The following is a 25,062-nucleotide window of genomic DNA, read 5'->3' as shown; positions in this document are numbered from 1 at the left end:
AAAGCGGCGATCGCGCTGGGTGAGACGCTACGGCGAGGGAACTCGAAACTGCAACTGAAAGCGAGTTCCCGTGTTGGAATCGATCTCGAGCGCAGCATCAATTTGATCGGCGAGAATGGTAACTAAACGCATTCCGAGCGATCGCGTCGTCCGAGACAGGGCGTCGTCCGGTAAGCCGATTCCATCGTCTTCAACCGTCAATCTCAAAAGCCGTTCCTCCTCCCGACGAAGTTCGACTCGAACCCTGCCCGATCGCGCATCTGGAAACGCGTGTTTGAAGGCGTTGGCGAGCAGTTCGTTGACAATTAAACCGCAGGGAACGGCCGTGTCGATGTCGAGTTCGATGGGTTCGGTTTCCATCTCCACCGAAATCCTCTGTGAGTCTAGCGTCGAAGCTTGCGATAGCGTGGTGACGAGATGTTGCAAGTACTCAGCAAAATCGACCTGTGCCAAACTTTCCGACCGATAGAGTTTCTCGTGAATCAAGGCCATCGCTTGCAGGCGACGTTGACTGTCGAGCAACGCCTCGCGAACCGTGGGATCCTCGACACGCCGCGCCTGCATATTGAGCAAGCTGTGGACGACGTTGAGATTGTTTTTGACCCGGTGGTGAATTTCTCGTAACAAGACCTCCTTCTCCGCCAGCGAGTTTTGCAGGCGCGATTCGGCGAGCTTGCGTTCGGTAATGTCCTGGGCGGTACCGATAATCTGTCGGACGCGAGAGTCCGAACCTCGCAGAAACGGCGTTTCTCGGGCGAGAAACCAACGCCACAGGCCGTTTTTATGCTGTAACCGATACTCGAAATCGAATACGTTCGCGTCCGGCGTAGCCGCGATCTGTTGGAGGCGATCGAAATACGCCCCGAGGTCGTCGGGATGGATGAGGGCTTCGAGGAGGCGATCGCCCAAAGCTTGCACTTCGTTGGGAGTATAGCCGAGATAGCGTTCGATCGCGTGGTTGACGTAAACGTTGCGCCGTTGTTCGAGATCGAAAATATAGAGAACGTTCGGGGAGGTATCGGCGATACGTTCGATAAAGTGGCGACTGTCTTCGAGCGCTTGTTGGGCGAGTTTGCGATCGCTAATGTCGAAGGAAATCCCGTCCCAGACCACATCGCCGTTATCCTGCAATTGAGGACTCGAAATCGAATGAATCCAGCGCAGGCGACCGGTGGGCGTGACGATGCGATACTCGAACTGCCAGGGGGTCAGGTTTTCGAGCGACTCCCAGACCGAGGCGGTGAAGCCTTCGAGATCGTCGGGGTGGATGAGAGACCAAAACAAGCTAGAATCGCGCAACACCGCCTCGGGATCGATCTCGAACAGCGTGCGATAGTCGTCACATAAATAGGTCAGTTCGTCGTTCAACCGACCGTCAGCGTTCAAGAAAGGTTGACGGACGACGTACTGGTAAATCGCTCCCGGAACGTTGGCCACCAGCGATTGAAAACGGCGTTCGCTCTGACGGAGGGCAATTTCAGCGGTTTTCCGCGCGGTGATATCCATCGTAATTCCCAACAGACGATCGCCGCGATCGTCGTCGCGAACGAATCGCCCGAGACTGTGAATCCAGCGCAACGTACCATCGGCGTGAAATATTCGCATTTGCTCGTCGAATTCCACGTGTTCCCGCAGGGTACGCTCGACCGCTCGACCCACGCGATCGCAGTCGTCCGGGTGAACCCACTGATAGAATTGTGCCTCTGTGGTCGGGGCGCAGTCCTGGGTCGTCCCGAAAATATCGCAAGTTCGCTGAGACCAGGCGAGGCTTCCCGTGCGAAAATCCACTTCCCACAAGCCGAGGTGGGCGATATCGAGGGCTAAGCGCAAGCTGTGTTCGCGCTCCCGTAGCGCCTGTTCGGTTTCGTTTTTTTCAGTGATATCACACGACAGTTCCAAAATCGTACTCAGCGTTCCCGTCTCGTCGAATTCGGGAACCAATCGCGTTTCGTAGGCTCGCAAGCCGTTCCTCGTCGGCCAGTTACACTCGAACTCCACGCTTTCACCAGTTTCGAGAACTTGGTGGAGGTGTTCGGCGAAGGAAGACATCTTTTCGGGAGCAAAGCCGAGTTCTTCGATCGTTTTTCCGAGGAACCGTTCGAGCGGCCACCCAGAAATCTCTAACAGCGTGGCGTTGACGAACACGTGGCGCAACTGGCGATCGAAACGACAGATGACATCGGGGGAGTTGTCTACCAGCGATTGAGTATCTCGCTGTTGTTGGCGCAACTGTTCTTGAAACCGTTCGAGTTCTAAGGTTCGCAGGCGTACTCGGGTTTCGAGTTCGGCGTTGTTGCGGGCGAGACTGGCTTCGATCCGTTTGCGATCGGTGATATCTTCGGCGAATCCCGCAACTCGATATAACTTCCCGTCTGCATCGGGGATGGGAAACGTCCAGGTATAAATCCAGCGCAGTTGGCCGTCCGGTCGTCGGATGCGATATTCTCCGTTCGAGGGGGAATCTGGGGTAAAGTGGGCGTTCATCACTTGCAGGACGTTCGCGCGATCGCTGGGAACTACCGCCTCGAGCCACTGTTGGGGATCGTCGTATAAGTCTTGGCGAGGCTGTCCCCAAAGGGTTTCGTAAGCGGCGTTGACGTAGTCGATCTGCGAGGAGTCCGCCGATTTGACAAACAGGACGATGCGGTTGTTTTCGGCAATTTGGCGAAATTTTTCTTCGCTGTTTTGCAAGGCCAGTTCGGCGACTTTGCGATCGGTGATGTCGATGAAACTCCCAACGATTTGAGTGGGGTTTCCGTCCTCGTCGCGAATTAAGCGCATTCGGTCGTAGAGCCAGCGATAGGTTCCGTCTTTGTGACGAAAGCGATATTCGCAGACGTGAAAATCGAGTTGAAACAGATTGGGGAGACAGGCGAACACCTCGGCGCGATCGTCGGGATGAACGCGACGCTCGTGAAAGTGGCGATCGCCGAGGATTTCCTCGGGGTCGTACCCGAGATAAAAGCGCACGTTCTCGCTGATGTATCGTGTTTCGTAGGGGTCTTGGGGAGTGCAGCAGTATAGGATCGCCGGACTGACGCCGAGGAGGAATTGCAGTCGCGCTTCGCTGTCGAGCAGGGCGGTTTCGGCTCGTTTGCGATCGCTGATATCCGTTATCGATCCCACCATGCGAATGGGAATCCCGTTCTCGTCGCGAACGACTTGAGCGCGACTTTGTACCCAAACCCACCGACCCGAGGTATGTTGGATGCGATATTCGACGTGATAGGGAAGTTCGCGATCGCAACAGTCGCGAACCGCTCGAGCGAAGCGATCGCGATCGTCGGGATGGACGCGATCGAAGACCCAAGCATAGGCGTTTTCGAGGAACGCCTGTCGGGGTTCGCCGTAAATCTCCCAATATCGCGGCGACACGTGGGCGATATCTTGGGGAATATCCCAATCCCAGAGTCCGTCTCCGGTTCCTTCGACGGCCAGTTGGTAGCGTTCGCGAACGGCCTCGAGGTCGGTACAGATCTGACGGCGTTCGGTCACGTCTTCAGCGATTCCGACAACGCGCTCGATCTCGCCGTTGTCGTGACGCACGGGGAAGCCGCGAGCGCAAATCCAGCGAACTTCGCCGTCCGGTCGCAGGATGCGATATTCGATCTTTTTGAGTTCTGAGAGGCGATCGGAAGTCAACGCGGATTCGACCTGTTGGCGATCGTCGGGATGGATCGTTTGGAAGAATTGCGTCGCGTCGTCGTAGAGACCGGCGATCGAGCGCCCCCAAATGCGTTGGTAGTTGGTGGAATTGACGTAGAGGTTACGATGGTGTTTGAGGTCGAACACCCACATCACGGCGTCGATCCCGTCGGCGAGTTCTTGAAACATCGCCCGCTCTCGTTGCAGGTTTCGTTCGCTACGACAGCGCAGCAGCAGGCTCGAGAGGATTTCTCCGACGAATTGCAGGCGATCGCTCCGATCCTGTAAGCGGTCTTCGGATGCGTCGATGCTGGCGAACGCCAACCAGCCGAAAATTTTACTGTTGCGTAGCGGAATCGAGATCGGTCGTGCGATCGGGCGGTCTGGGGGACAGTGTTCGGGGCTTTGGAGCGTTCCGGTGACAAAGGCTTCTGCGTCGAGGGTGGGAGGAAAGACGCGATCGCGTTGGGCTTCGAGTCCCTCGGCGACCCAGGAATGGGTTCGCTGTAGGTGTTGGCGTTGGCGAACGTCGGACGGGGTTCTGTCGTCCTCGAGCTGAAACAACCCGGCCATCTGGAGACCGAAAAACTGAGCGATGCGTTCGAGGGCGGTGGCGATCGCCCCATCGACAGCGTCGGGAGACAGGTTGAGAAACGAGTTTGAAATTCGAGCGACGAGGGTGTTGAATCGAACCTGTTCTTCGAGGGCGAGTTCGGTTTGTTTGCGATCGTGAAGGTCTCGGGTACAGACGACGATACGCCCGATGTGAGGGTCGTTTCGTAAATCGTGAGCGATGGATTCGACGTGTCGCCAGGAACCGTCGCGGTGTCGCAAGCGGTACTCGAGAGATCGTTTGTTTGGGGACGATCGGGCGCACGCGTCAAAATAGCGGGTGACGCGATCGCGATCGTCGGGGTGAATCGAGTCTGGACTCAAACAGTCTCGACCGGCTTCGGGGGGGTAGCCCAACAACGTTTCGAGGTTGGGGTTGATGTAGAGCAAGCGATCGTCGAGATCTTTCAAACAGATGAGTTCGTTACAGCCCTCGACGAGCTGTTGCCAAAACGGCGATCGGTCGAGATCGATGCGGCGTTCCCAAGCTTGTAATACGAGTTGATAAAACTGTCCGGCTCGACTGACGAGATCTAAGCTCTCTTGAGGAGAGGAACAGTCGCGAAGTTGAGTTTCTAAGATGTTTTGATGAATTTTCGCCAAATTCGATGCACTTTCAACCCCGTTGGTGAGACAGTCTACTGTCGTTTCAACGGAGGTACGATCGGACTCTCGCATCCAATTTAATAGATAAAAGAGGTAAAAGTCGGCGAAGGCTCGTGACACACGTTTTGGGAGATTTACAGAGTTGCTATTTTGATTTTATACGGTTTTTTATTTTTTTGACAATCTATTTTTTAGTTCTTATTCAGATAAGAACCTACTTAAAAATATGCAATAAATTTTTTTTAAATACCGCATTTTCATCTAAGTAATTTCAAGGATTGTTTCTAAAAAATCGTGTGAAGAATAGAGCGAATCGATCGAACTCGCCGAAAATTGGGAGAAACGATCGCTCGATACGATGTCGAGCTGAAGTACGTTCGAGGGCGTGCGCTCGGGTTAGGACAGTCCGATCTGGCGGTGTGAGTTTCAATCTTGAAAATGTCGCGATCGAGCGGGCGGCTGCGATACGTTCGATCGCGTGCGCTCTGAGTATGGTGCGGTTCGACACGCACGCGAACGAGATCCGCCCGTACAAACGCGGATCGAACCCGTCGGCTGTTTTTTTATCCATGCGATCGCGCCAGAGGGCAGTTAACGGGGACTCGGCATTTCGATCGCGTATAAATCTCGTTCGCGTCCTAGGGCAAACCGTACCGAATGAGGGAAATCCTTACTGTTGCGGGTTACGAACACGACCAACGCAAACACCGCTAACCCCGCCGCGATCGCGAACAACGCCCCGTAGCTGAGATACTGAGCGATCGATCCCAACAGCGGCCCGGCGATGGCGATACCCAAATCGAAGCCTCCCACACACAGCGAAAACACCCGTCCCCGTTCTTGGGGCGCAGAGCGATCGGTCATCAGGGCGATGGTCGTCGGAATCAACACCCCAGCGGCCATCCCTTCGACGAACCCCGCTAGTAAAAATAACTCGCTGCGGTCTGCCACGGATAGGGTCAGCATCGACAGGGCATAACACACCAAAGCACTACTGATAAACAGTCCCCGTCCGAAGCGATCGGAGGCTTGACCGGCTACCAGGCGCATACTGAAACTCGCGATCGCCGTCGCCGTGTAGAACCAACCGGGATTGAGAGCGATCGCGCTGGCTTCGATATGCAACGGAACGAACGTCGTCAGCGTCCCGAAAATCAAGCCCACAACCGACATCACCACCGTCGGAACCAGCACCCGAGGACTCGCTAACAACTGCCAAAAGTTTGCTTCTGGCTTGGGTTCGGGCGTCGCCTCCGAGGGCGATCGCGAGGTCTCGAAAGGCGGTTGCGCCGCCCTATCTTCCTCGAACGACGTGGGTTCGGCCAGTTGCCAGCCACAGAGTCCGCTGATGACGCCGAGAGCCGAAGTCGTTAAAAACAACGCCGGATAGCCCAAATCCGCCTGGACGAAGCCGCCCAACGCCGGGCCGAGTCCCACCCCCAAGGGCGTAACCAAGGTCATGTAACCGATGAGTTCTCCCCGTTGTTGCGGTGGCGACAGATCGGCCACCAAGGCACTGTATGCTGTCGTAAAGGCGGCGATACTGATACCGTGGAACGTCCGCAGCGCCATCAACCCCGGAATCGACGACACGAGGAGATAGCCCAACGGCGCGATCGCCACGACCACCGTTCCCACCCGCAACACGAACGTTCGGCTGTGGGAGTCGGCCCACCGGCCCAGGGTCGGCCGCGACAGCACCAAACCGAGGGCGAACGATCCCATAACGAATCCGATCTGTTGTTCCGTTCCGCCCACGTGCTTGACGTAGAGGGGCAACGTCGGCAGCAGTGAGGCCATGCTCGACCAAAAAAACAGCCCAGCCGCAAAGAGCAGGGACAAACTTCGTCGTTGCGATCGGGTTAATGCGTTAAAAACTTTCAAACCGCGCGATCTCCGATGAGCTAACCTTCGATGCGATCGCCGATACCGTCAGCATCTCAAACACGATTTGTTTCGAGACCCGCGCACACCAGCACCGTTTACGAACTTATGTTAACAAAACTCTATCGATCGAGGCATCGGACGTTTCCCGGTCTCAACTTTGCCAACTGGAGCGATCGAGCAGACGACAAATCCAAATCGCGACCGCTACACTAAAAAAGCCTAGATTTTCCGAATTACGAGTTTTTATTAGTTTCTCAATCGTGGAACCGACTTCTTTTCACTTTCACAACGGGAATACTGCCACGGGCATCTATCTAGAGTCTCAGAGCGACTTTCAAACGAGTCTCGATCGCCTCGGACTGTCCCGGTCTCGTCCCGTTCTGGTTCTCGTCGGCGGTGCCAGCAAAATGGAACCCGACGCCTTCGCTCGCCTCAAAACCTTGTTCGACGACGTTCTCGCTCCCACCCTAGAAAAAGTCAGCGCGATCGCCCTCGACGGCGGTACCGATTGCGGCGTCATGCAGCTAATGGGACAAGCTCGCACCCATATCGACGGCACTTTTCCCCTCATCGGCGTCTGTGCGATCGGAACCGTTCTTCTCCCCGACGGAACGCCCCCCATTTCCGACGACGCCGCCCCCCTCGAACCCAACCACAGCCACTTCGTCCTCGTTCCCGGTACGGACTGGGGTGCCGAAAGTCCCTGGCTGGCAGACCTGGCAGACTACATCGCCAACGGTTTCCCCGCGTGTACCCTCGTCAGCAACGGCGGCGAAATCACCTGGCAAGACGTTTCGTACAGCGTCAAAGCGCGTCGCACCACCGTTGTTTTAGCCGGAAGCGGACGCACCGCCGACAAACTGGCCGCCGGACTGCGGGGCGAACCCACTGACGATCGCGCCGAACCCCTCATCCGCACTGGCTGCTTGCAAGTTTTGGATTTGGACAACGACATCGACTTCCTGCAAACCGTCGTCAGCGACCTGTTAACTGCGCCGTCAGGGTAACGCAACACCCCCGATCGCCCCACTGTTCGCCCTCGACAAATTCCCATATACTGCTGTTGAGCGTGCCGGCCGCGCCGTTCTGGGTAAAACCTATGTGGGTTGCGACCCCTCAGCGCCGTTTGCCAGCCATTTGACACTGCCTCCAGACCCGAAACGCCATCCCTCGAGATCGTTCTGCTCGAGATTAAAATTGGGAACGTCGCGAGCTTCCATCGTTCGAGAAGACAACAATGGCCAAAAAAAACTCCTATACCGCATATCTTAAAGAACAGTTCGGCGAGTTAATCGACGGACTCGACCTCAACGACCAGCAAAAACAATTTCTCAAGTCTCGCTGGCTCGACCAACTCCTTTGGCTCGAAAAGAAAGCCGGACAATGTCAGAAACAATACTATCGCCTGCGGTTGGTGACGATTATCGGGGGCGTCATCATTCCCGCGCTGGTCAGTTTGAACTTCCAACAAGGTCGAGTGAGAACGATCGTGTTCTGGGGAACTTTCGGTTTAGCTCAAGTGGTGGCCATATCCGCCGCCGTCGAAGAATTTTTCCACTACGGCGACAAGTGGACGCAGTATCGCAAAACCGCCGAAACTCTCAAAACTGAAGGATGGCAGTTTTTCCAACTCAGTGGCGTGTATAAGGACGCGAACAGTCACGAGAGCGCCTATCGTAGTTTTGCCGGTCGTATCGAACAGGCGATTCAAGAAGACGTCTCTGTGATTACTGAGGTGGTGCAGAACAAACAAACGGAGGAAGAGAAAGAAAAGATTTACGAAACGGCCAGTACGATCGGCTCTCAATACCAGCCGACTCCGAGACCGATACCGGGTGCGCCGATGCCACCGCCGCCTCGTCCTCGGGAGTTCGATCGATCGCTGTCAACGACACCTCCCGAACCGACCGTTCCCCGCTATGGTGACGACTTCGCCTCCGAGACGGATACGGATTTGCCCCCGGCACCTCCGATTACGTCCAGTCCGCCCCGTCGCGCTCCGCGCCAGCTAGAGGAACCGGACACCAGCGATCTCGACAATCTCGAAATCGACGAGTCGAAACCCCCCGGCGCTCCGATTACGTCTCGTTGGGAATAGTCCCTCGTACTCCCTCCCTCAACAGGCGGCGAAAACAAGGGTAGCGAATCTAACTAAAGTAGCTAATCTTGCTTAAATTAGTTATTTTATCTAACCTTAAACAGTTTTATCTAACTGCGTAGAGGTGCGATCGCTCCCGAACCGATGCCGTCGAAACTCTGGCAACAGAAGGCGATCGCGACGCCATCGCGCGGCCGTTCTCGATCGCCGACTCTCCCGTCAAAACTTCCTGTGTGTCTAACCATTGAGGAGAAGCGATCGTGGGTGAAGAACCAATAACCCCAACCCGTGCGACCCACCGAACCCGATGGCTGGTGCGAACGGTGGGAATTCTCGGAACGGTCAGCATTTTGGGTGCGATCGGGACTGCCGTGTCCTACTGGAGCGAACGCGATCGCAAAATCGAGACCGCCACCGAAAGGGCCGTTACAGAAACCCAACGGGCGGTCGAACAAATCGATCGCCAACTGAAAGCCCTCGAAACCGTCGTCGAAGAGTTAGCAGAAGACCTGAACACCGGTCGGCTGAGCCAAGAAGACCTCGACGATCGCCTCGAGACGCAGTTAGAAAAGAACGAAAACCTCTCCAGCGTGGGCGTCGCTTACGCACCCTACGGTTACAACGCCGAAACGCGACTGTACGCTCCCGTCTACAAGCGCGTCCCCGACCCCGATCGCCCCGACCGAGAGCGCTTCCAACGCTTCAACGTCGAAGACACTTACGACTACACCCAACCCGATATCGCCTGGTTCAACGATCCCCTAAACGGGGGGGCGCAGTGGGCAGATCCCTATCTCGGACGCGTTCTCCAGCAACTCCTGGCCGAATATAGCGTTCCGTTCGCGACCCCCGAGACAAGCCCTCCAACGCCCGACCCCAACGGTATCGTTTACGCCAACTACGACTTCAAACAACTCAAAACCTTAATGGAGTCTTTGGCGTTGGGGAAAACGGGATACGGGTTCGTCGTCTCCCAATCGGGAAAGTTCGTTTACCATCCCGTCGATGCGGTCGTGAAAGAACGACGGTCGATCTTCGACCTGTCCGAACACTGGAACGCACCTCAGTTTGAGAAACTGGCCGAGGCCATGCTGTCCGGCGAACGGGGTGCGATACAACTGACCCCGAAAGGTCGTGCGTCGGCGTGGGTCGTTTACGAACCGATTCCCTCGACGGAGTGGTCGTTAGCCGTCGTCTTGTTTCGAGACGAAGTGTTTCAGAATACGAGGAGTTTAGACCGGAAACTCATTTGGCTGACGCTGTTTGTGGTGGCGAGTTTGGTGTTCGGTTCGGTGGTGGCGATTCGTCCCGACGGCGATCGTATTCATCGTCTGTGGGGTTTAGTCGTCGTGGTGTCCGTCTTTTTGGCCGGTGGAATCGGTGCGATTTGGGGCTTGGAAATGAGTCAGACCAGCCTCGACGACGATATGGGCATCAAAATCGCCAATCCCGCTCGCTTACAAAAATTTCTCACCGAGCAAACGCGACGCGCTAAAGCTGCCGGAGATACACCCCCCGTATTCGTCCCGACTGGGGTATTTTTGCAGTCGTTGGAATTTAGCGACGCTAACGATGTCTTCGTGACGGGTTATGTGTGGCAGCGTTATCTCGACGGCGTTCACGACGAGATTTCGCGTGGGTTCGTGTTACCCGAGGCAACGTCAGCGAGCGTTCGAGAAAGCTATCGCCAAGAATTTGACGGTGGCGAACTCATTGGCTGGTATATCGAAGCCAAATTGCGACAGCCGTTCGATTACTCCAAGTATCCGTTCGATCGCAAAGACGTTTGGATGCGAATCTGGCACCAGGACTTCGCCGGAAACGTCGTGTTGACGCCGGATTTGGCCGCTTACGATATTTTGTCCCCCACCACCTTACCGGGTCTCGAAATGGGGGAAAATTTCGTGATGCCGGGGTGGATCTTAGAGCAGAGCTTTTTTCAATACAAGCTCAACAGTTACAATACGGGGTTTGGGTTCCAGGGCGAAACGCAACTGAAAAACTTCCCCGAACTGTATTTCGATGTCGTGATGCGTCGAGATTTCCTGACCGTGTTTATCACGAAAATGATGCGAACGATCGTGGTGGCGGTGTTGTTGTTCGGCGTGCAAACCATTATTCGCTTTAAGATCGAAGACGACGAACTCGGATTTAGCGCGTCGGGGGTGATTTCCGCTGCTGGCGCGTTTACGTTCATTTTGATTCTCGACCAAATTAATTTGAGAAGTTCGTTGGCGACTGGTGGAATTCTCTACATTGAGTATTTTTACTTTGTCTTGTACGTGATGATTTTGTTCGTGGCCATCGATGGTTTGTTGGTGGCCAAGCGATCGAATGCCTTTCTCCTGCGCTATCGCAACAACTTAATCCCCAAACTGTTGTACTGGCCGGTGTTGTTGACGTTGCAACTGCTCGTTACCGCTTTGGTGTTTTGTTAAGAACTGGCCACGACGCCGACGCATCGCGAGGTGTTTTTTCGTCAGTTTTGGGGAAACGTCCTCATAATGCAGACCCCCCGCTCGGACAAACATTTGGGTTGCAGGCGATCGCGACTCATCCAATCGCACTCTAAAAACAAATCCCCCCATTCAACGCCTCCTTGAAGCACTCGGCTAGATCGATCGCGTCGGGAGCGGGAATCGCGAAGTTTCTGCCAATGTTAAACGTTACGTAAAGCTGACCGTTCGAGCCGTTACAACTGCCGTTGAAATCGAGTACGCTAGAACGTATCGATCGAATCCAGTTTCGCCAGGGGTAAGCCTATGAGCATTTCCCTCGTCAACGTCGCCAAATATTATAAAGACCTGCCCCATCAAATTAAAGCCCTCAAACGATTACAAGAACAAATCGCGGCGGTTCGTCCCGATTTGCTCGCCGATAACTCAGAATTTCTAAACATCTGGCGCAAGTCCTCGAAATCTAAAAAAACAACCGTTGCGGCTGCCAACAGTGCCTCCCCAGCACAACTCGGCCAGCAAATGACCACCCTCAGCCAAGGGATCGCCGCCAGCGTCAGCCACGCCAAACCCACCGCAGCGACGGCGGCCGTTTCGACCTCCGAGCCGCCGAGTTATGTGAGACCCGACGGTTCGGTCAAACTCGACGTACCGTTTCTCAGCCAACTCGACAACACCAACAATCCTTACGGCTCCTGTAACGTGACCTGCGTGTCCATGTGCATGGCGTACTTCGGACATCCCACGAAAAACAGCAGCGGACAGCAACTCGAAGACGAACTCTATCAGTTCATGCTCGATCGCGGACTGTCCCGCCACTCTCCCCACGACCTAGCCCGACTGCTACAACTGTACGGCTACCGCGACGATTTCCAAGAAGCCGCTAAATGGGACGACGTAAAAGCCTGGTTGCGTCAAGGTAAACCCTGCATCACCCACGGTTGGTTTACCAGTTCCGGCCACATCGTCACGATTATCGGTTACGACGATCGCGGTTGGATCGTCAACGATCCTTACGGTCATTGGAGTCGCAGCGGTTACGACACCTATGCCAGCGGTGCGGGCGTCGTCTACAGCTACGCCGACCTGAGAGACGTGTGCGGCCCCGACGGCGACCTGTGGATTCACTACGTCGATGGCAAACCGGGACAGGCGACCCCCTTACCCAAAGGAAGCGTCACCCGCAGTCGGGACAGTTCGATCGCCACCGCAACCCCTTCGGAGACGACGCAACTCAAGCTGCAAGATATTCTCCGAGACCATAAAACCTTATCTTGGACGAAAGCGGCGAAATCTCAAGCTCTTATCAAACAACTTCAAGTACGACTGCGGGCGCTCAAAGTGTTGCACGACAAAGCCGATGGCTTGTACGGTCCGAAAACCAAGTCGGCGATCGAACGTTTTGCCCGAGCCTTTGACTTACCCACCGACCAAATCACGCCCCAATTCGCCAAGAAACTCATCGAAGCCAAAGAAGTACCGGGACTCGACGATGTCAGTCAGTGGATCGCCTTCGAGGTGGCGGCTCGTCTGATGGGGGCGAAACTCGAAGACGTGCAAACGTATCTGCCGCCGCTGATCCGAGGGTTAGAACAACGAGGAATCCTCAACAAACCCACCTTGATCGCAGCTCTGGCGACGATCTCAGTCGAAACGAACGGATTCCAACCCATTAACGAATGGGGCGGCAACGATTACTTTACTCAGATGTACGAAGGTCGTGAAGACCTCGGCAACATCTATCCCGGCGATGGCGTTCGGTATCACGGACGGGGTTTTATTCAAATTACCGGCCGTGCTAACTATCACCACTACGGCGAAAAACTCGGCGTCGATCTCGAAAACAATCCCGAACTGGCTCTCGATCCCGACGTGGCCTCGAAGATTCTCGTGGAGTATTTTTGGGAGCGATCGGTAGACCAACGGGCCCTCGAAGGGGACTGGCAAGGGGTGCGACGCGCCGTCAACGGCGGTTTGAACGGATGGGATCACTTCTGGCCGGTCGTCCAAGATCTCCAACAGGCGATCGGTTAGCGATCGCCGACGCGCACGAACCGAAACGCGTACGACCCAATCTGTGCTGTCTATTTGATGACGATGGGGCGATGACTATCTCACTCGTAAACGTTGCCAAATACTACGAAGGTTTGTCTCACCAAGACGAGGCGCTGGCTTATCTCGAACGGGAATTGTTGCAAACCAATCCCGAGCTGCTCGATGCTGACTCCGATTTCGTCACCATTTGGCGCACGCCGCCCCAACCGGTGGAAGTGCAAGCCGCCAAGCCGGGTCTGGCCGAACAGGTCGATTTACCCGTTCCCTATTTGTCCCAACTCGATAACGTCAACAATCCCCACGGGTCTTGCAACGTGACCTGCGTTGCTATGTGTTTGACCTATTTAGGACATCCGGCGATCGGCGACGGGGGACGACAACTCGAAGACGAGCTATATCAGTATTGTTTGGATTATGGTTTGTCCCGTCACTCCCCCATCGATTTGGCGAAACTGGTGCGAGCTTACGGGTACAAAGACGACTTTCAACCCGATGCGAAATGGGGAGAAGTCAAAGAATGGTTGGCCTCTGGCAATCCGATTATTACCCACGGTTGGTTTACGCGATCGGGTCACATTATCGTGATTCGCGGTTATAACGAACGAGGGTGGATCGTCAACGATCCGTACGGGGAATGGTACGAATGGGGATACGATACCCATCGAACTGGGGAAGGGTTGACCTATTCCTACGGCATGATGAGCCATGTCTGCGGCAGCGATGGCGATCTCTGGATTCATTACGTGTCGAAGTAGGGGTGTGAGAGCGCCGGGGTGGGTGACGTGCGGGCCGGTTTCCCGCGATCGCCCAGTTACCCGCACAGACAGACCCTCGACGGCCGCAGAACGCTCTCGCCAGTTCTCACTTGCCTGCCGTCGCGCGTCGAACTTCTGAACTTATCAAAAATTTTGGGTTTAAAACCCCGCCCTTCTAGGGCGGCTTGACCGTAAAATGGGCAGAGAGGGTTTAAACTCCCAAATGACACTTCGAGCATTCCGATATCGCTTCTATCCGACTCCTGAGCAAGAGTCCCTCTTGCGGCGGACTCTCGGGTGCGTGCGGCTCGTGTACAACAAGGCGTTGGCAGCGAGATCCCAAGCTTGGAAGGAGCGACAGGAGAAGGTGGGGTATCGCGAAACCTCAAAGATGTTGACGCAGTGGAAGCAAGAAGAGGCGTTGCAGTTTCTCACAGAAGTCTCTGCGGTTCCCCTCCAGCAAGGATTGCGTCACCTCGATAAGGGATATTCCCACTTTTTCACCGGAAGAGCCAAGTATCCCCGTTTTAAAAAGAAACGGAATGGAGGTAGCGCCGAATTTACCAAAGCGGCGTTTCGTTGGCGAGATGGTTCTCTGTATTTAGCGAAAAGCCAAGAACCCCTCAACATCCGATGGAGTCGTCAACTCCCCAAAGGCGCGGAACCCTCGACCGTCACGGTGCGACTCGAACCCTCGGGACGATGGCACGTCTCTATCTTGTTAGACGACGATACCATCAAGCCGCTTCCCCAGTCCGAGAAAAGCATCGGCGTCGATGTAGGAATCGCCCATCTCGCCATCACCAGCGACGGCGAAAAAGTGGAGAATCCTCGTCATTTGACGAAACATTACAGACGCCTGAGACGCGCCCAGAAAGCTCTCTCTCGCAAGATGAAGGGTTCTCGGAATCGAGAGAAGGCGCGTCGCAAGGTTGCCAAGATTCACGAACAAATTCGAGACGCTCGGAGCGACTACCTGCACAAACTGACAACCCGCCTCGTTCGCGAAAACCAAACGATTGCGGTGGAAGATTTGTCGGTTAAAGGGATGGTGAGAAATCCCAAACTCGCCAAACACATCTCTGATTGTGCGTGGGGAGAGTTCGTCAACCAACTGGACTATAAATGTCAGTGGTACGGGCGTACTCTCGTCAAGGTAGATAAATGGTTTCCGAGTAGCAAATTGTGTTCGAGTTGCGGACACAAAATGGATTCGATGGCGTTGGATGTCAGAGAGTGGACTTGTCCGAAATGTGGGACGGTTCACGACCGGGACATCAACGCCGCACGAAACCTCTTGGCGGTGGGACACACCGTTACAGCCTGTGAAGCGAGTGTAAGACGCAGTCTTCGCAGCTCTCGGAGCTTGCATCCGAGAGAACGAAGACTTGAAGGATCTCGATCCGGAGAGCAACTGCGAAAAACCCGTAAGGGAAGGAAGCAGGAACCCAAATCGCGAGGCTTCGCCGTGAGCGTCAGCCGAACGGTTTGGGAATCACCGTCCTTCCAGGGCGGTGAGGATGTCAACTAACCTATCTCATTCAGTCGTGCATCGAGCGAAGCCATGACAGACGTTTTTATTTCCTACTGTCGCCGAAACAAAGCGTTCGTTCAGCGCCTGCACCAAGCGTTCTGCGAACACAAACGGGAGATTTGGGTCGATTGGGAAGACATTCCCCTCAACGCCGACTGGCGACAAGAAATCTATCGGGGTATCGAAGCGGCCGATAATTTCGTCTTCGTCCTAAGTCCCGACTCCGTCGCCTCCCAAGTCTGCCGCGAGGAAGTCGAACACGCGATCGCCCACCACAAACGCCTGATTCCGATCGTCTGCCAAGAAGTCTCCTACGACGAGGTTCACCCGGAACTGGCCAAACTCAACTGGATTTTCTTCCGCGAAACTGACGATTTCGACGCCACGTTTCCCAAACTCCTCTCGACGATCGACACCGATCTCGAGTACGTCCGCGCTCACACGCGACTGCTCAAGCGAGCGATCGAATGGGACAGCAAAGACCGCGATGCTAGCTTCACCCTCCGGGGTAACGACCTCAAAAATGCTGCGGCGTGGCTGAGTCAAAGGGGGGACAAACAACCCGAACCGACCCCCTTGCAAACTCAATACGTCATCGCCAGCGAACAACAACAAAGCAAACGTCAGAAAACGATCCTCGGAGGGGTTGCCGTGGGATTGGTCGCCACCAGCCTCCTGGCGATCGTCGCCGTCAAAGAACGCGCCGTGGCGGTGGGAGAACGAAATCGCGCCCAAGAACAGAGCGTTCGCGCCCTCGCTGCCCTCTCAGAAGCCCGACGGCTCACCGACGACGGCCTCGAAGCCCTACAACACGCCGTTCACGCCGCCCGACACCTCCAACTCAACTACGACTTTCCCCCCGACCTCGTCGCGACCACCACGGAGGTTCTCCGCCAAGCGGTTTACGACGTACAAGAACGCAACCGCCTCGACGGCCACGAAGACCAAATCAACCGCGTCGTTTTTTCGCCTAACGGCGAACTCCTCGCCTCGGCCAGCGACGACGACACCGTGCGGGTTTGGAAACGCAACGGGGAAGCGTTACACGTGTTCCGACACGACGACCACGTTCGCCGCGTGGCCTTTTCCCCGGACAGTAAAATCGTCGCCTCCGCCTCGAAAGACGAAACGGCAAAACTGTGGAACGTCGAAGACGGTTCGCTATTGCAAACCCTCGACCACGGGGCGCGAGTGCGGGCGATTCGCGTGACTCCCGACGGCGAACTCGTCATCACGGGTGACGACGACGGACGCGTGCGGTTGTGGACGCCAGAGGGAGAGTTGTTAACGACGTTTACCGCCCACGACAGCGAAGTCAACGATCTCGATGTCAGCCCCGACAGTAAAACTTTTGCGACCACCAGTCACGACCTTAACGTGAAATTGTGGGCGATCGCGACGGTTCTCAATCCCGAAACCGAGGAGGAAACGGCGGCCGGTGCGGACGCCAGCGGAACCGAGGTGGCGATCGAAGTGGTAACGGATGCCGACGATGCAGAGGTGACGGAAAACGCCCCTCAACCCGAACGGGTGTTTCAAGGACATCGGGATAAAGTGTGGGACGTCGATTTTTCTCCCGACGGCAATACCATCGCGACAGCGAGTTCCGACAATACGGCGATCGTCTGGAATTTAGAAGGGAAAGCCCTGCGTCAACTGCGGGCCCATACGAACTGGGTACGGAGCGTGTCCTTTTCTCCCAACGGGAAAGCTTTAGTCACCGGGAGCGACGACAACACGGTCAAACTCTGGAGCGTCAGCGGCATTTTGTTGAAAACCTTTGTCGGTCACGATGCCAGCGTACGGAGCGTGTCCTTTGCCCCTGACGGCAATACCATCGTTTCGGGAAGTGACGATACGACCGTTCGCTTGCGAAGCGTTGAAGGGGCGGTGGTCGAGATCCTACAGGGACACCGTTCTGGTATCAAAGGCGTGCGCTTCAGTCCCGATAACCTGATCGCGTCGGTGGGAACTGATAATACTTTAAAGATTTGGAAGCGAGACGGGGCGCAATTGTTGCGTAGCATCGAGTACGAGGCGGGGTTGCGAAACGTCAACTTTACCCCCGACGGTCAGTTTACGATTACGGCCAGTTACGATAATTCCCTGCAACTGTGGAATTTGGACGAGGTTCTGAACTTCGATAACGCAGTCCCCGTTCGTCGCTTTGTCGGTCACACCTCGACGGTCAAAAACCTCAGTATTTCCCCCGATGGTCGATTGGTGGCGTCGGCCAGTTCCGACGGTTCGGTTCGGCTTTGGCAGATTGGCGATGGCACGTTGCTGCAAACGCTCGAGGGGATTCACGAACCGGAAGTGACCGACGTGAGCTTTTCTCCAGATGGGTCTTATTTCGTTTCGGTCGGTGGCGAGGGCAAACTCAAGGTTTGGACGCTCGACGGTGAGTTAGTTCGAGAACTACAAGCTCACGAGGCTTGGATTAACGCGTTGTATTTCAGTCCGAACGGTCGGTTTCTGGTGACGGCGGGGGGCGATAATACGGCGCGCGTGTGGAATTGGAACGACGGTCGGATCGAGACGACGCCTCACGCGATTTTAGAAGACCATACGGATTGGGTTTGGGACGTTACCTTCAGTCAAGACAGTCAAATTATTGCTTCGGCGGGAAAAGACAATACGGTTCGCCTGTGGGATACGGACGGGACGTTACTGAAGACTCTCGCCGCTCACAATAACTGGGTCCGTGCGGTCAGTTTCAGCCCCGACGGGCAAAAGCTAGCCTCTGGTAGTGCCGATAAGACGATTATTTTGTGGGATGTGGAATCTCTCGAGCAAATGGAGAACGAGTCGGCTGGCGTCTCGATCGATCGCTTGTTAGAGGAGGGGTGCGATTGGCTTTCGGATTATCTGACTACGAATCCGACGTTGAGCGAAACTCAAAAAGCGATTTGCATGGGGATTTAAGAGGCTTGCCGTCAGCTCGTTTGCGATAATAGTCGGAGGCATCCGGGTTTCTCCTGTGAGAACCCGTTTTTTTGTCTCTGGAGTGACGGAGATGGGGGGAGTTCGCATCATCTCCTCGTCCGGTCGTTTTTCCCTTACATCATCGTCGAGGTTGAAAGTTGTTCGGAGTTCGTTATCCCGATTGGCTCGATCGCTTGAAACAGCAACGCGCGATCGCTGTAGTTCGATCGCCGACGTTGGCGATGGGATACGGTATGGCTCGAGCCGTTGTCGAGGCGGGGATGGAATTCGTGGAGGTAGGCTGGAACGGCGATCGCCCGGCGGAGTTGGTGCGGCGGTTGCGGGACGAGTTTCCACACTGTCAGATCGGGGCGGGAACGTTGGTGAATGCCAGGCAGGTGCGCGAGGCCATCGCCGCGCGATCGCAGTTTCTGTTTTGTCCCCATACGGATGTCGAGGCGGTTCGGATTGCGATCGAGGCTGGCGTTCCGATGGTGCCGGGGGCGTTGTCGCCGACGGAAATTCTTACGGCTTGGACGGCGGGAGCGGCGGCGGTTAAAGTGTTTCCCGTGCAGGCAGTGGGGGGAGCCAGTTATATTCGCAGTCTGAAGAGTCCCCTCGATTTCGTGCCGTTCGTCCCGACGGGAGGGGTGACGCTGGATAACGCGCGATCGCTGGTAGATGCGGGAGCGATCGCGGTGGGAATTTCCAGCAGTCTCTTCCCCCGTTCTCTCGTCGAGTCTGAAGACTGGCAGGGGATCGCGGGTTTGGCGTCTCGACTGCGATCGAATCTCGGGGCGAACGGTTAGATCGGCGACGCGAGATCGACGGGTTGGGTTAGATCGGTTGGGTTAATCGCCGTTTCCTTCGTTGGTCAGCGGAACTCGCAAGTTAAACTGACTGCTTTGATCTTGAGGTAAGTTTTCGGGGTTGTTGAGTTCGATGGTGACGGGTTCGAAGATAACGCCCCGATAGCCTACATCTTCTCTCAGTTCGGGGTAGGTCGACTGACCGCGATCGGGGGTCGTGGAAATTTCGTCGAGATAGAGGTCTTCGACGCGGGTACTGATGGTGTCGTCGAGTTCGATCGCTTGCGGTTGTTGGGCCGCAACACGGCCTATTAGCGTTAGCGATCCGATCGCAGTCAGGGCGAAAACGAAAATTGGCTGAGACATCGGTTCCTCCTGGGGGACTCGTCAACGGGTCGTTCTGTTTCTATCCTATCGACTCTGGCAAAAGGCGGTCGGAGAAATGTTGTGATTTCCAAAAAACGTCACGAACTGATACGAATTTGAGGGGAGATCGTGAAGAATTTATAAAAATGTCGTCTCTATTTTTGTGTTGTTTATATACTTATATTTTATCTCTTTTTCGATGGTTTGTATGAGGTCGTCGATCCGGCTCGGTCGGCATCCCGACCCGATCGATCGACGGGTTTCACGAATCTCGATCGCGTTTTGACATCGCATCGAAAAGAATCCGAGACAGAGACTGACCGTTACCGCCCTTGACGGTTAAACTGCCTATCACAGCCGAACTAACGTTGTGAGTCTTCTCGCAACCAGTGCGACAGGTCGCGATCGATGAGGTCTTGAAGTTTTAAAATATCGTCTCGGTAAGTTTGCCTTAGCTGAGATTTGACCTCGTCAGTGAGAAACTTTTGCTGTTGGTTGGGAGAAAGTTGGCGTTTATCAACGAGATTGGCTCGACGTAATTTCGAGGCCACGCGAACCCGCAACCCTTCACCCGCAACAGATTTAACTAACTTACGAAGCGGACTGGGAACCTCGAGAGCGGCGAGTTTGTTGGCGAGTTGGTGAACGGTTTTATTTTTGGGAACTCGGCCGACGAGCGCTCGTTTGGACGTATCGACCGAGACGCGATCGTCGACTTCGAGGAAGCGGAAAACATCGGCAAAAAATCGATCGGGATTCCCGGCCATATCTTCATTTAAATAAACTTTAACGCGATCGCGATCGAACAACTTAAAATATCGCTCGATCTGCGCGTAATAAAACCCCAACGCTTGGTAATGATAGATCCAGTTCCAGCGGTCTCGAATACGAGAGGGTTCGGCCTCGAGCGCTGCTTTAAAATCAGTAATCGGTTCGCGACCTCGACTGAACGTATGCATATACGCCGAAAATGCCCGTTCGACGGGATCGCGCAAGATAGCGATAATTTTCACGTCGGGGATATAGTGTTTGATGCGTTGGGGAGCTTCGGGACTGTAAAGATACAACGGAGACGATTCTCCTCGCGCGAGATGGTCTTTTCCCCCCTCAAAAAGCGATCGATACGCGTCTAGGGTCGTGACGCCGTTTTTATTAATTAAAACATCAGCACCGGGAGGCCCTTTAAAATCGAGAGATTGTCCTTCTAGGGCAAAAAATGACGGTTCGTTATAAACGATGTAAATTTCGGGATGTTCGGCGAGTCGCGCCATCAAATTACTCGTTCCGGCTTTTCCCGCGCCGACAATTAAAAAGTTTGGAAGAACCATTTTAGACTGTTGGTAATTGACAATTGCGACCCGAACGTCGCTCGACTTTCGATCTCGCAAACAGTCTGAGATCGATTCCAAAGTTCCGCTACAAAATTTCAACGAGGCCGACTTCTCCATCTAAGCGGACGTGCTGGCCGTCTCGGAGTTCCCGCGTCGCTTCGGCCACGTCCATCACGGCCGGAATGCCGTACTCGCGAGCAACGATCGCCCCGTGAGACAGACGCCCCCCCACTTCGGCAATCAATCCCCCCGCTTGCGCCAACAACGGCATCCATCCCGCGTCGGTGTAAGGCACCACCAAAATCGTTTGGCGATCGATCTTCGAGGCGGCGGCTAAATTGCGAACGACTTTGACATAACCTTCCACTTGACCCGCACTGGCACCGATCCCACGCAAGCGCGATCGCGCCGGACGGTCTTCCGTGGCTAACAGGGTCATGGCAGGTGTTCCGTAGGTAACCCTCGGCACGCGGGGTAACTGGCGATCGCGCTCGAACTTCGCCCGTCGCTGCGCCACCAATGCCGGGACGAACTCGGCCAGATCGGGATTTTCCCCCGTGACGAGGGTACGAACTTCGCGAAAGACCAAAAAGAAGATATCTCCCGGTTCGGCTAACAATCCCGCGTCTAACCAAAGGCGTTCCAAGGCGACAAAACTCCACCGCAACTGTGCCAACAGGCAACTGTAGACCTCGGCGACTCGTCCTTTTAACTCTAGAGACTGTTGAACCCACTGTTGCCCCCGCTGAGACGACGTCGGTTTCGAGGGCGGCGATGTCGGGTCGGCGATGGATTTGGCGAACAGTTCTCGTACCGGGTGGGGGTCTTCGCGCCAGGTGGGAACTGAGATATCGGTTCCCACTTCGCTGAGATAGCCGAAGCGATCGAGAAAGCGATCGAACGCCTCGAGAATGCTGTTCCCGTCGGTAGTTTCCGCCAAACGCGCGAACAGCGAGGAAGTGTCTACACGCGTCGATGTCGGGCGATCGGCACGAAATTCTGGCAACAGCAATCGGGCGGAAGCGGCCAGTTCCTGCAACGCCCGCAATGCGGCAACTTCAGGAACTCGCGTCGTGTCTAAGGCGTCGTCGTCCACTTTAAGCACCGCCTTTTGTGCGGCAAATCCGAGGGGCGCGAGAATGTTGTAATACGTCGCCCGTTCTAACCCCTCTAAAATGCGCTCGATCCGATCTAACAGTTGTGACGGTGACGGGGCAGAGGCGATCTCGCAGTCTCCCCAGGGCAAAACTGGCGAGGTGTCCAACTGCGCTAGTAGTGGCGCGAAGGTCTCGCGATCGTCGCGATCGAAATCCTTCCCCAACCGACGTTGACGGCCTAACAACCGTAACAATCCCGGCAGGTTACGCAGCGTCGAAAACAGGGGCGGTTTGCTCGTAGAGGTTCCCAGCGTCAAAAATTCTAAACTTTCGGGAGGAAGCCCCATGCGGTGGAAAATTTCCCCCAACAGAGAGGCATTGAAATAGGCGTGGGAGTCGTGCAGCGTAGCCGTTTCGTGAAAGGCTAACCCTTCGGCGCGAGATCCCAACACGATGGAAAAAATGTCACCCCACACGCCGCAGGTCAGCGGACGGTTGATCGACCACGTCAGGGGACGAATGCAGCCGGGAATCACTTCGGCGGCAATTTTGCGCGTCCAAATTGGCAGCAGCGTCGGAATCGGACGGGACTGCAACAGCCACAGATGCTGTCCGTCAAAACTCCATTCGACGTCTTGGGGAACCTGCTGAAAGCGACGTTCTAACTGACGAACTAACACCGCGACGCGACGTAACATCGCTTGGGGAACGTCTCCCGGTTCGCCATCGACGACCAACTCTGGGCATTTTCCGGTTTCTTCATCGTTCCAGTCGAGAGACGCGTACTCGTCGGGAACGAACACTCGATAGCGTTCTGGCGTCAGTTGTCCCGAGACGACTTGGGAGGCGGCACCCGGTAGCGCTTCGATGGCGACGGCATCGCCACACCGTAAAATCGGATCGCGACTGAAGGCGACCCCGGAAAAGACCCCTCGGATTTGTTGCTGGACGAGAACGGCCATGTCGCTGTCTTCGATCCCCCGTTCTTGGCGATATCGAACGGCGGAGGGGACGGACACCGAGGCCAAGCAGCGCTCGATCGCCTCGAAGAGTCTTTGACGGTCGGTCACGTTGGCGACGCTCTCGTACTGTCCGGCGGCGGAGGCGCGTTCTGTATCTTCCCCCAACGCCGACGATCGCACCACCAGCGGATTTTCTTGAGACGGGTGAAGCGATTCGAGCAAGATTTCGGGGTCGTCTCCCGGTTTTAACACCCACCCCATCGGGACGGGATAGCCCCACCGTCGCAGTTGGGAAAGCGTGGCAGCTTTCGCCCCGACGTTTCGGGCGTCTAGGGGGCGATCGAGCGTGACTAGGGCGCGATCGGCGCGGAAAAAGCGGAATAGCTTGCGGGTTTCCGGTCGTCCGCCAGAGGGGGATAAATCTAAATCGTCAGGCATCGATCGATACGTCCAATAGAGAGCTGCACTGAGCGCGCCAGCCGCCACCACTCGAGCGGCTGCGTGGGGGTACAGCATCCACATTACGGCGGGAAGCAGCACTAAAACCAGGTTACGACCGGCTTGGCGTTCTCGCACGACGGTAAAACTCAAACCACTGATGAGGGCGACCAATACGGCTACACGCCAGTCGTGAGCGAATACCCCCCAGACGACATTGGTGGTTCCCGCCCCTTGTCCTAGGGTATAGCGTCCGAGGACTAAGACGAGCAACGCTACTAACTCCCAGATAGGGGCGTCGGGAACGAGCGATCGGGCCAGCAGTACCGCTGCAATGCCTTTTCCGGCTTCGGAGAGAACGGCTAAAATTCCCAGCCAACGTCCGCCGTGGTAGAACGCCGCCGACACGCTAACGTTTCCGGTTCCCAACTCTCGCAAGTCTTTGCGGCCCAGAGCGAGAACGATCCAACGAATTAGGGGCAATCCGCCGATGAGGAAACTCGCTAGTAATAGGATGGGAACGCTCGCCCAAACGGAAATCATCGTTTTCTCCTTGGGAGACTTCCGCTACAGCCTTCCGGCTTAGCGGTGAGAGGAACAAGAGCCGATCGAGTGGGGCTTCGCCGTGAGTGGCTCCGCTCAATCTGGGTATGTAGGGTAGATGCTTGTAGCTTTGATAGGGAAAGGAATGCAAGCGATTTGATTTTTTATACAGTTTAGCGAAAACTCTTACTCTGTAAAGAGGGTGCATCTCAAAAATGTAAATTTATGGGTTTTAATAAGTTTTCACCACAGAGGCACAGAGGATACAGAGAGGGGGGTGTAGGGTTTGAAAAAAAACGCTGTTTGAGATTCGGATTCCGTATGAGATGCACCCCTGTAAAAATTTTAGCGATTTCTTGCAGGGTAATTTTGGAATAGCTCGAAAACTCTATTTCTGGCAACTCGATCGATCGCATTTTTCGACTATCTCAAAAACGGCAGAAAAATCGAAATTTCCATCGTCAGTTAAGGGAACTTCGCTCACTGCCACAAAGCCTTCATCGGGAGTTGGCGGAAACCGATCGATCGCCTCAGCCATCTCGTCGATAATCTCGTTGGGAACGACACGGTGTCGGTTGGCGTTGCGTTGTTTGCAGGTGGCGGGAGAAACCGCGAACACCCAAGCCATCCAGTTCCAAGGCGGTGGCGGATCGATCGAGTGTAGGTTTTGCAGAAATCCCAACCGCCATTGGGGTTTGACATTGGTGGCGTCGTAGATAACGGGGCGATCGTCTCGGGAGGCTTGGCGGAGTTGGCGGAGAACTTCCACTTCGATGTCGTTCCAATCTCCTTGAATGGCGGCGTCGTCATAGAGTCGCTGGCGAATGGCATCGGTGGAGATAAGGCGATAGCGAGGATCGTGTTCGATCCACTGGCGGGCAAAGGTGGTTTTTCCGCTACCGGGAATGCCGACGAGGAGATGGCATAGTTGAGGTGGGATCAT

At 55.3% G+C, this 25,062-nt stretch carries 16 protein-coding genes; 8 read left to right on the top strand and 8 right to left on the bottom strand.

The features are described from left to right. Positions 1 to 27: 27 nt before the first annotated feature. Positions 28 to 4,983 (bottom strand): PAS domain-containing protein, encoded by a 4,956-nt coding sequence (locus GEI7105_RS0106055; RefSeq protein ID WP_026097468.1) that lies wholly within the window; start codon positions 4,981 to 4,983, stop codon positions 28 to 30. 471 nt (positions 4,984 to 5,454) lie between these two features. Then, positions 5,455 to 6,747, bottom strand: coding sequence for an MFS transporter (locus tag GEI7105_RS0106040; RefSeq protein ID WP_017659579.1), 1,293 nt, complete (start codon positions 6,745 to 6,747; stop codon positions 5,455 to 5,457). Positions 6,748 to 7,010: 263 nt separating this feature from the next. On the opposite strand from GEI7105_RS0106040, the gene GEI7105_RS0106035 reads away from it, so the two are divergent. After that, complete coding sequence (locus GEI7105_RS0106035; protein WP_017659578.1) at positions 7,011 to 7,757, top strand: TRP family putative cation channel; 747 nt, start codon at positions 7,011 to 7,013, stop codon at positions 7,755 to 7,757. 90 nt (positions 7,758 to 7,847) lie between these two features. On the opposite strand, the gene GEI7105_RS38260 is transcribed toward GEI7105_RS0106035, so the two are convergent. Beyond that, on the bottom strand, positions 7,848 to 7,985 hold the full coding sequence (locus GEI7105_RS38260) for a hypothetical protein (RefSeq protein ID WP_158413171.1): 138 nt from the start codon (positions 7,983 to 7,985) through the stop codon (positions 7,848 to 7,850). A 2-nt stretch (positions 7,986 to 7,987) separates the two neighbouring features. On the opposite strand from GEI7105_RS38260, the gene GEI7105_RS34475 reads away from it, so the two are divergent. Next, positions 7,988 to 8,848 (top strand): DUF4231 domain-containing protein, encoded by an 861-nt coding sequence (locus GEI7105_RS34475; RefSeq protein WP_017659576.1) that lies wholly within the window; start codon positions 7,988 to 7,990, stop codon positions 8,846 to 8,848. Positions 8,849 to 8,958: 110 nt separating this feature from the next. Here GEI7105_RS34475 and GEI7105_RS40370 read toward each other — a convergent pair whose 3' ends face one another. Next, positions 8,959 to 9,093, bottom strand: coding sequence for a hypothetical protein (locus GEI7105_RS40370; protein ID WP_281166975.1), 135 nt, complete (start codon positions 9,091 to 9,093; stop codon positions 8,959 to 8,961). A gap of 15 nt (positions 9,094 to 9,108) precedes the next feature. Between GEI7105_RS40370 and GEI7105_RS29275 the strand changes: the two genes are divergently transcribed. The 6 genes from GEI7105_RS29275 (at position 9,109) to GEI7105_RS0105990 (ending at position 19,382) form a co-directional block, all read left to right on the top strand. Next, positions 9,109 to 11,286, top strand: coding sequence for a PDC sensor domain-containing protein (locus GEI7105_RS29275; RefSeq protein WP_158413170.1), 2,178 nt, complete (start codon positions 9,109 to 9,111; stop codon positions 11,284 to 11,286). Between the two features lie 324 nt (positions 11,287 to 11,610). Continuing rightward, positions 11,611 to 13,338, top strand: coding sequence for a C39 family peptidase (locus GEI7105_RS0106010; RefSeq protein WP_017659572.1), 1,728 nt, complete (start codon positions 11,611 to 11,613; stop codon positions 13,336 to 13,338). A 71-nt stretch (positions 13,339 to 13,409) separates the two neighbouring features. Then, on the top strand, positions 13,410 to 14,114 hold the full coding sequence (locus tag GEI7105_RS0106005) for a C39 family peptidase (protein ID WP_017659571.1): 705 nt from the start codon (positions 13,410 to 13,412) through the stop codon (positions 14,112 to 14,114). A 223-nt stretch (positions 14,115 to 14,337) separates the two neighbouring features. Then, positions 14,338 to 15,645: an RNA-guided endonuclease InsQ/TnpB family protein gene (locus GEI7105_RS0106000; RefSeq protein ID WP_017659570.1), complete on the top strand. Its 1,308-nt coding sequence runs from the start codon at positions 14,338 to 14,340 to the stop codon at positions 15,643 to 15,645. 33 nt (positions 15,646 to 15,678) lie between these two features. Beyond that, a complete protein-coding gene (locus tag GEI7105_RS0105995) occupies positions 15,679 to 18,573 on the top strand; it encodes a WD40 domain-containing protein (protein WP_017659569.1) in 2,895 nt (964 codons plus the stop codon). A gap of 158 nt (positions 18,574 to 18,731) precedes the next feature. Continuing rightward, positions 18,732 to 19,382: a bifunctional 4-hydroxy-2-oxoglutarate aldolase/2-dehydro-3-deoxy-phosphogluconate aldolase gene (locus GEI7105_RS0105990; RefSeq protein WP_017659568.1), complete on the top strand. Its 651-nt coding sequence runs from the start codon at positions 18,732 to 18,734 to the stop codon at positions 19,380 to 19,382. 42 nt (positions 19,383 to 19,424) lie between these two features. On the opposite strand, the gene GEI7105_RS0105985 is transcribed toward GEI7105_RS0105990, so the two are convergent. From GEI7105_RS0105985 to GEI7105_RS29270, 4 genes are all read right to left on the bottom strand, one after another. After that, positions 19,425 to 19,748: a hypothetical protein gene (locus GEI7105_RS0105985; RefSeq protein ID WP_017659567.1), complete on the bottom strand. Its 324-nt coding sequence runs from the start codon at positions 19,746 to 19,748 to the stop codon at positions 19,425 to 19,427. Between the two features lie 362 nt (positions 19,749 to 20,110). Continuing rightward, positions 20,111 to 21,076, bottom strand: a complete 966-nt coding sequence (locus GEI7105_RS0105980) for a sulfotransferase family protein (protein ID WP_026097466.1) — start codon at positions 21,074 to 21,076, stop codon at positions 20,111 to 20,113. A gap of 88 nt (positions 21,077 to 21,164) precedes the next feature. After that, positions 21,165 to 24,119 carry a glycerol-3-phosphate acyltransferase gene (locus GEI7105_RS0105975; RefSeq protein WP_017659565.1) on the bottom strand — a complete coding sequence of 985 codons (2,955 nt, stop codon included), beginning with the start codon at positions 24,117 to 24,119 and terminating at the stop codon, positions 21,165 to 21,167. Positions 24,120 to 24,507: 388 nt separating this feature from the next. Beyond that, positions 24,508 to 25,062, bottom strand: a complete 555-nt coding sequence (locus tag GEI7105_RS29270; protein WP_017659564.1) for an ATP-binding protein — start codon at positions 25,060 to 25,062, stop codon at positions 24,508 to 24,510.

The organism is Baaleninema simplex PCC 7105, assembly GCF_000332355.1.
GTDB classification, from domain to species: Bacteria; Cyanobacteriota; Cyanobacteriia; order Cyanobacteriales; family Geitlerinemataceae; genus Baaleninema; species Baaleninema simplex.
Note: the sequence above shows the minus strand (reverse complement) of the source record. Positions and strands in the feature narration are given on the sequence as shown.

Excerpts from the sequence above, each read along its gene's own strand:
- GEI7105_RS34475 (WP_017659576.1), top strand. The coding sequence starts at position 7,988 with ATGGCCAAAAAAAACTCCTATACCGCATATCTTAAAGAACAGTTCGGC.
- GEI7105_RS40370 (WP_281166975.1), bottom strand. The coding sequence starts at position 9,093 with ATGGTTAGACACACAGGAAGTTTTGACGGGAGAGTCGGCGATCGAGAA.
- GEI7105_RS0106010 (WP_017659572.1), top strand. The coding sequence starts at position 11,611 with ATGAGCATTTCCCTCGTCAACGTCGCCAAATATTATAAAGACCTGCCC.
- GEI7105_RS0106005 (WP_017659571.1), top strand. The coding sequence starts at position 13,410 with ATGACTATCTCACTCGTAAACGTTGCCAAATACTACGAAGGTTTGTCT.
- GEI7105_RS0106000 (WP_017659570.1), top strand. The coding sequence starts at position 14,338 with ATGACACTTCGAGCATTCCGATATCGCTTCTATCCGACTCCTGAGCAA.
- GEI7105_RS0105995 (WP_017659569.1), top strand. The coding sequence starts at position 15,679 with ATGACAGACGTTTTTATTTCCTACTGTCGCCGAAACAAAGCGTTCGTT.
- GEI7105_RS0105985 (WP_017659567.1), bottom strand. The coding sequence starts at position 19,748 with ATGTCTCAGCCAATTTTCGTTTTCGCCCTGACTGCGATCGGATCGCTA.
- GEI7105_RS0105980 (WP_026097466.1), bottom strand. The coding sequence starts at position 21,076 with ATGGTTCTTCCAAACTTTTTAATTGTCGGCGCGGGAAAAGCCGGAACG.
- GEI7105_RS0105975 (WP_017659565.1), bottom strand. The coding sequence starts at position 24,119 with ATGATTTCCGTTTGGGCGAGCGTTCCCATCCTATTACTAGCGAGTTTC.
- GEI7105_RS29270 (WP_017659564.1), bottom strand. The coding sequence starts at position 25,062 with ATGATCCCACCTCAACTATGCCATCTCCTCGTCGGCATTCCCGGTAGC.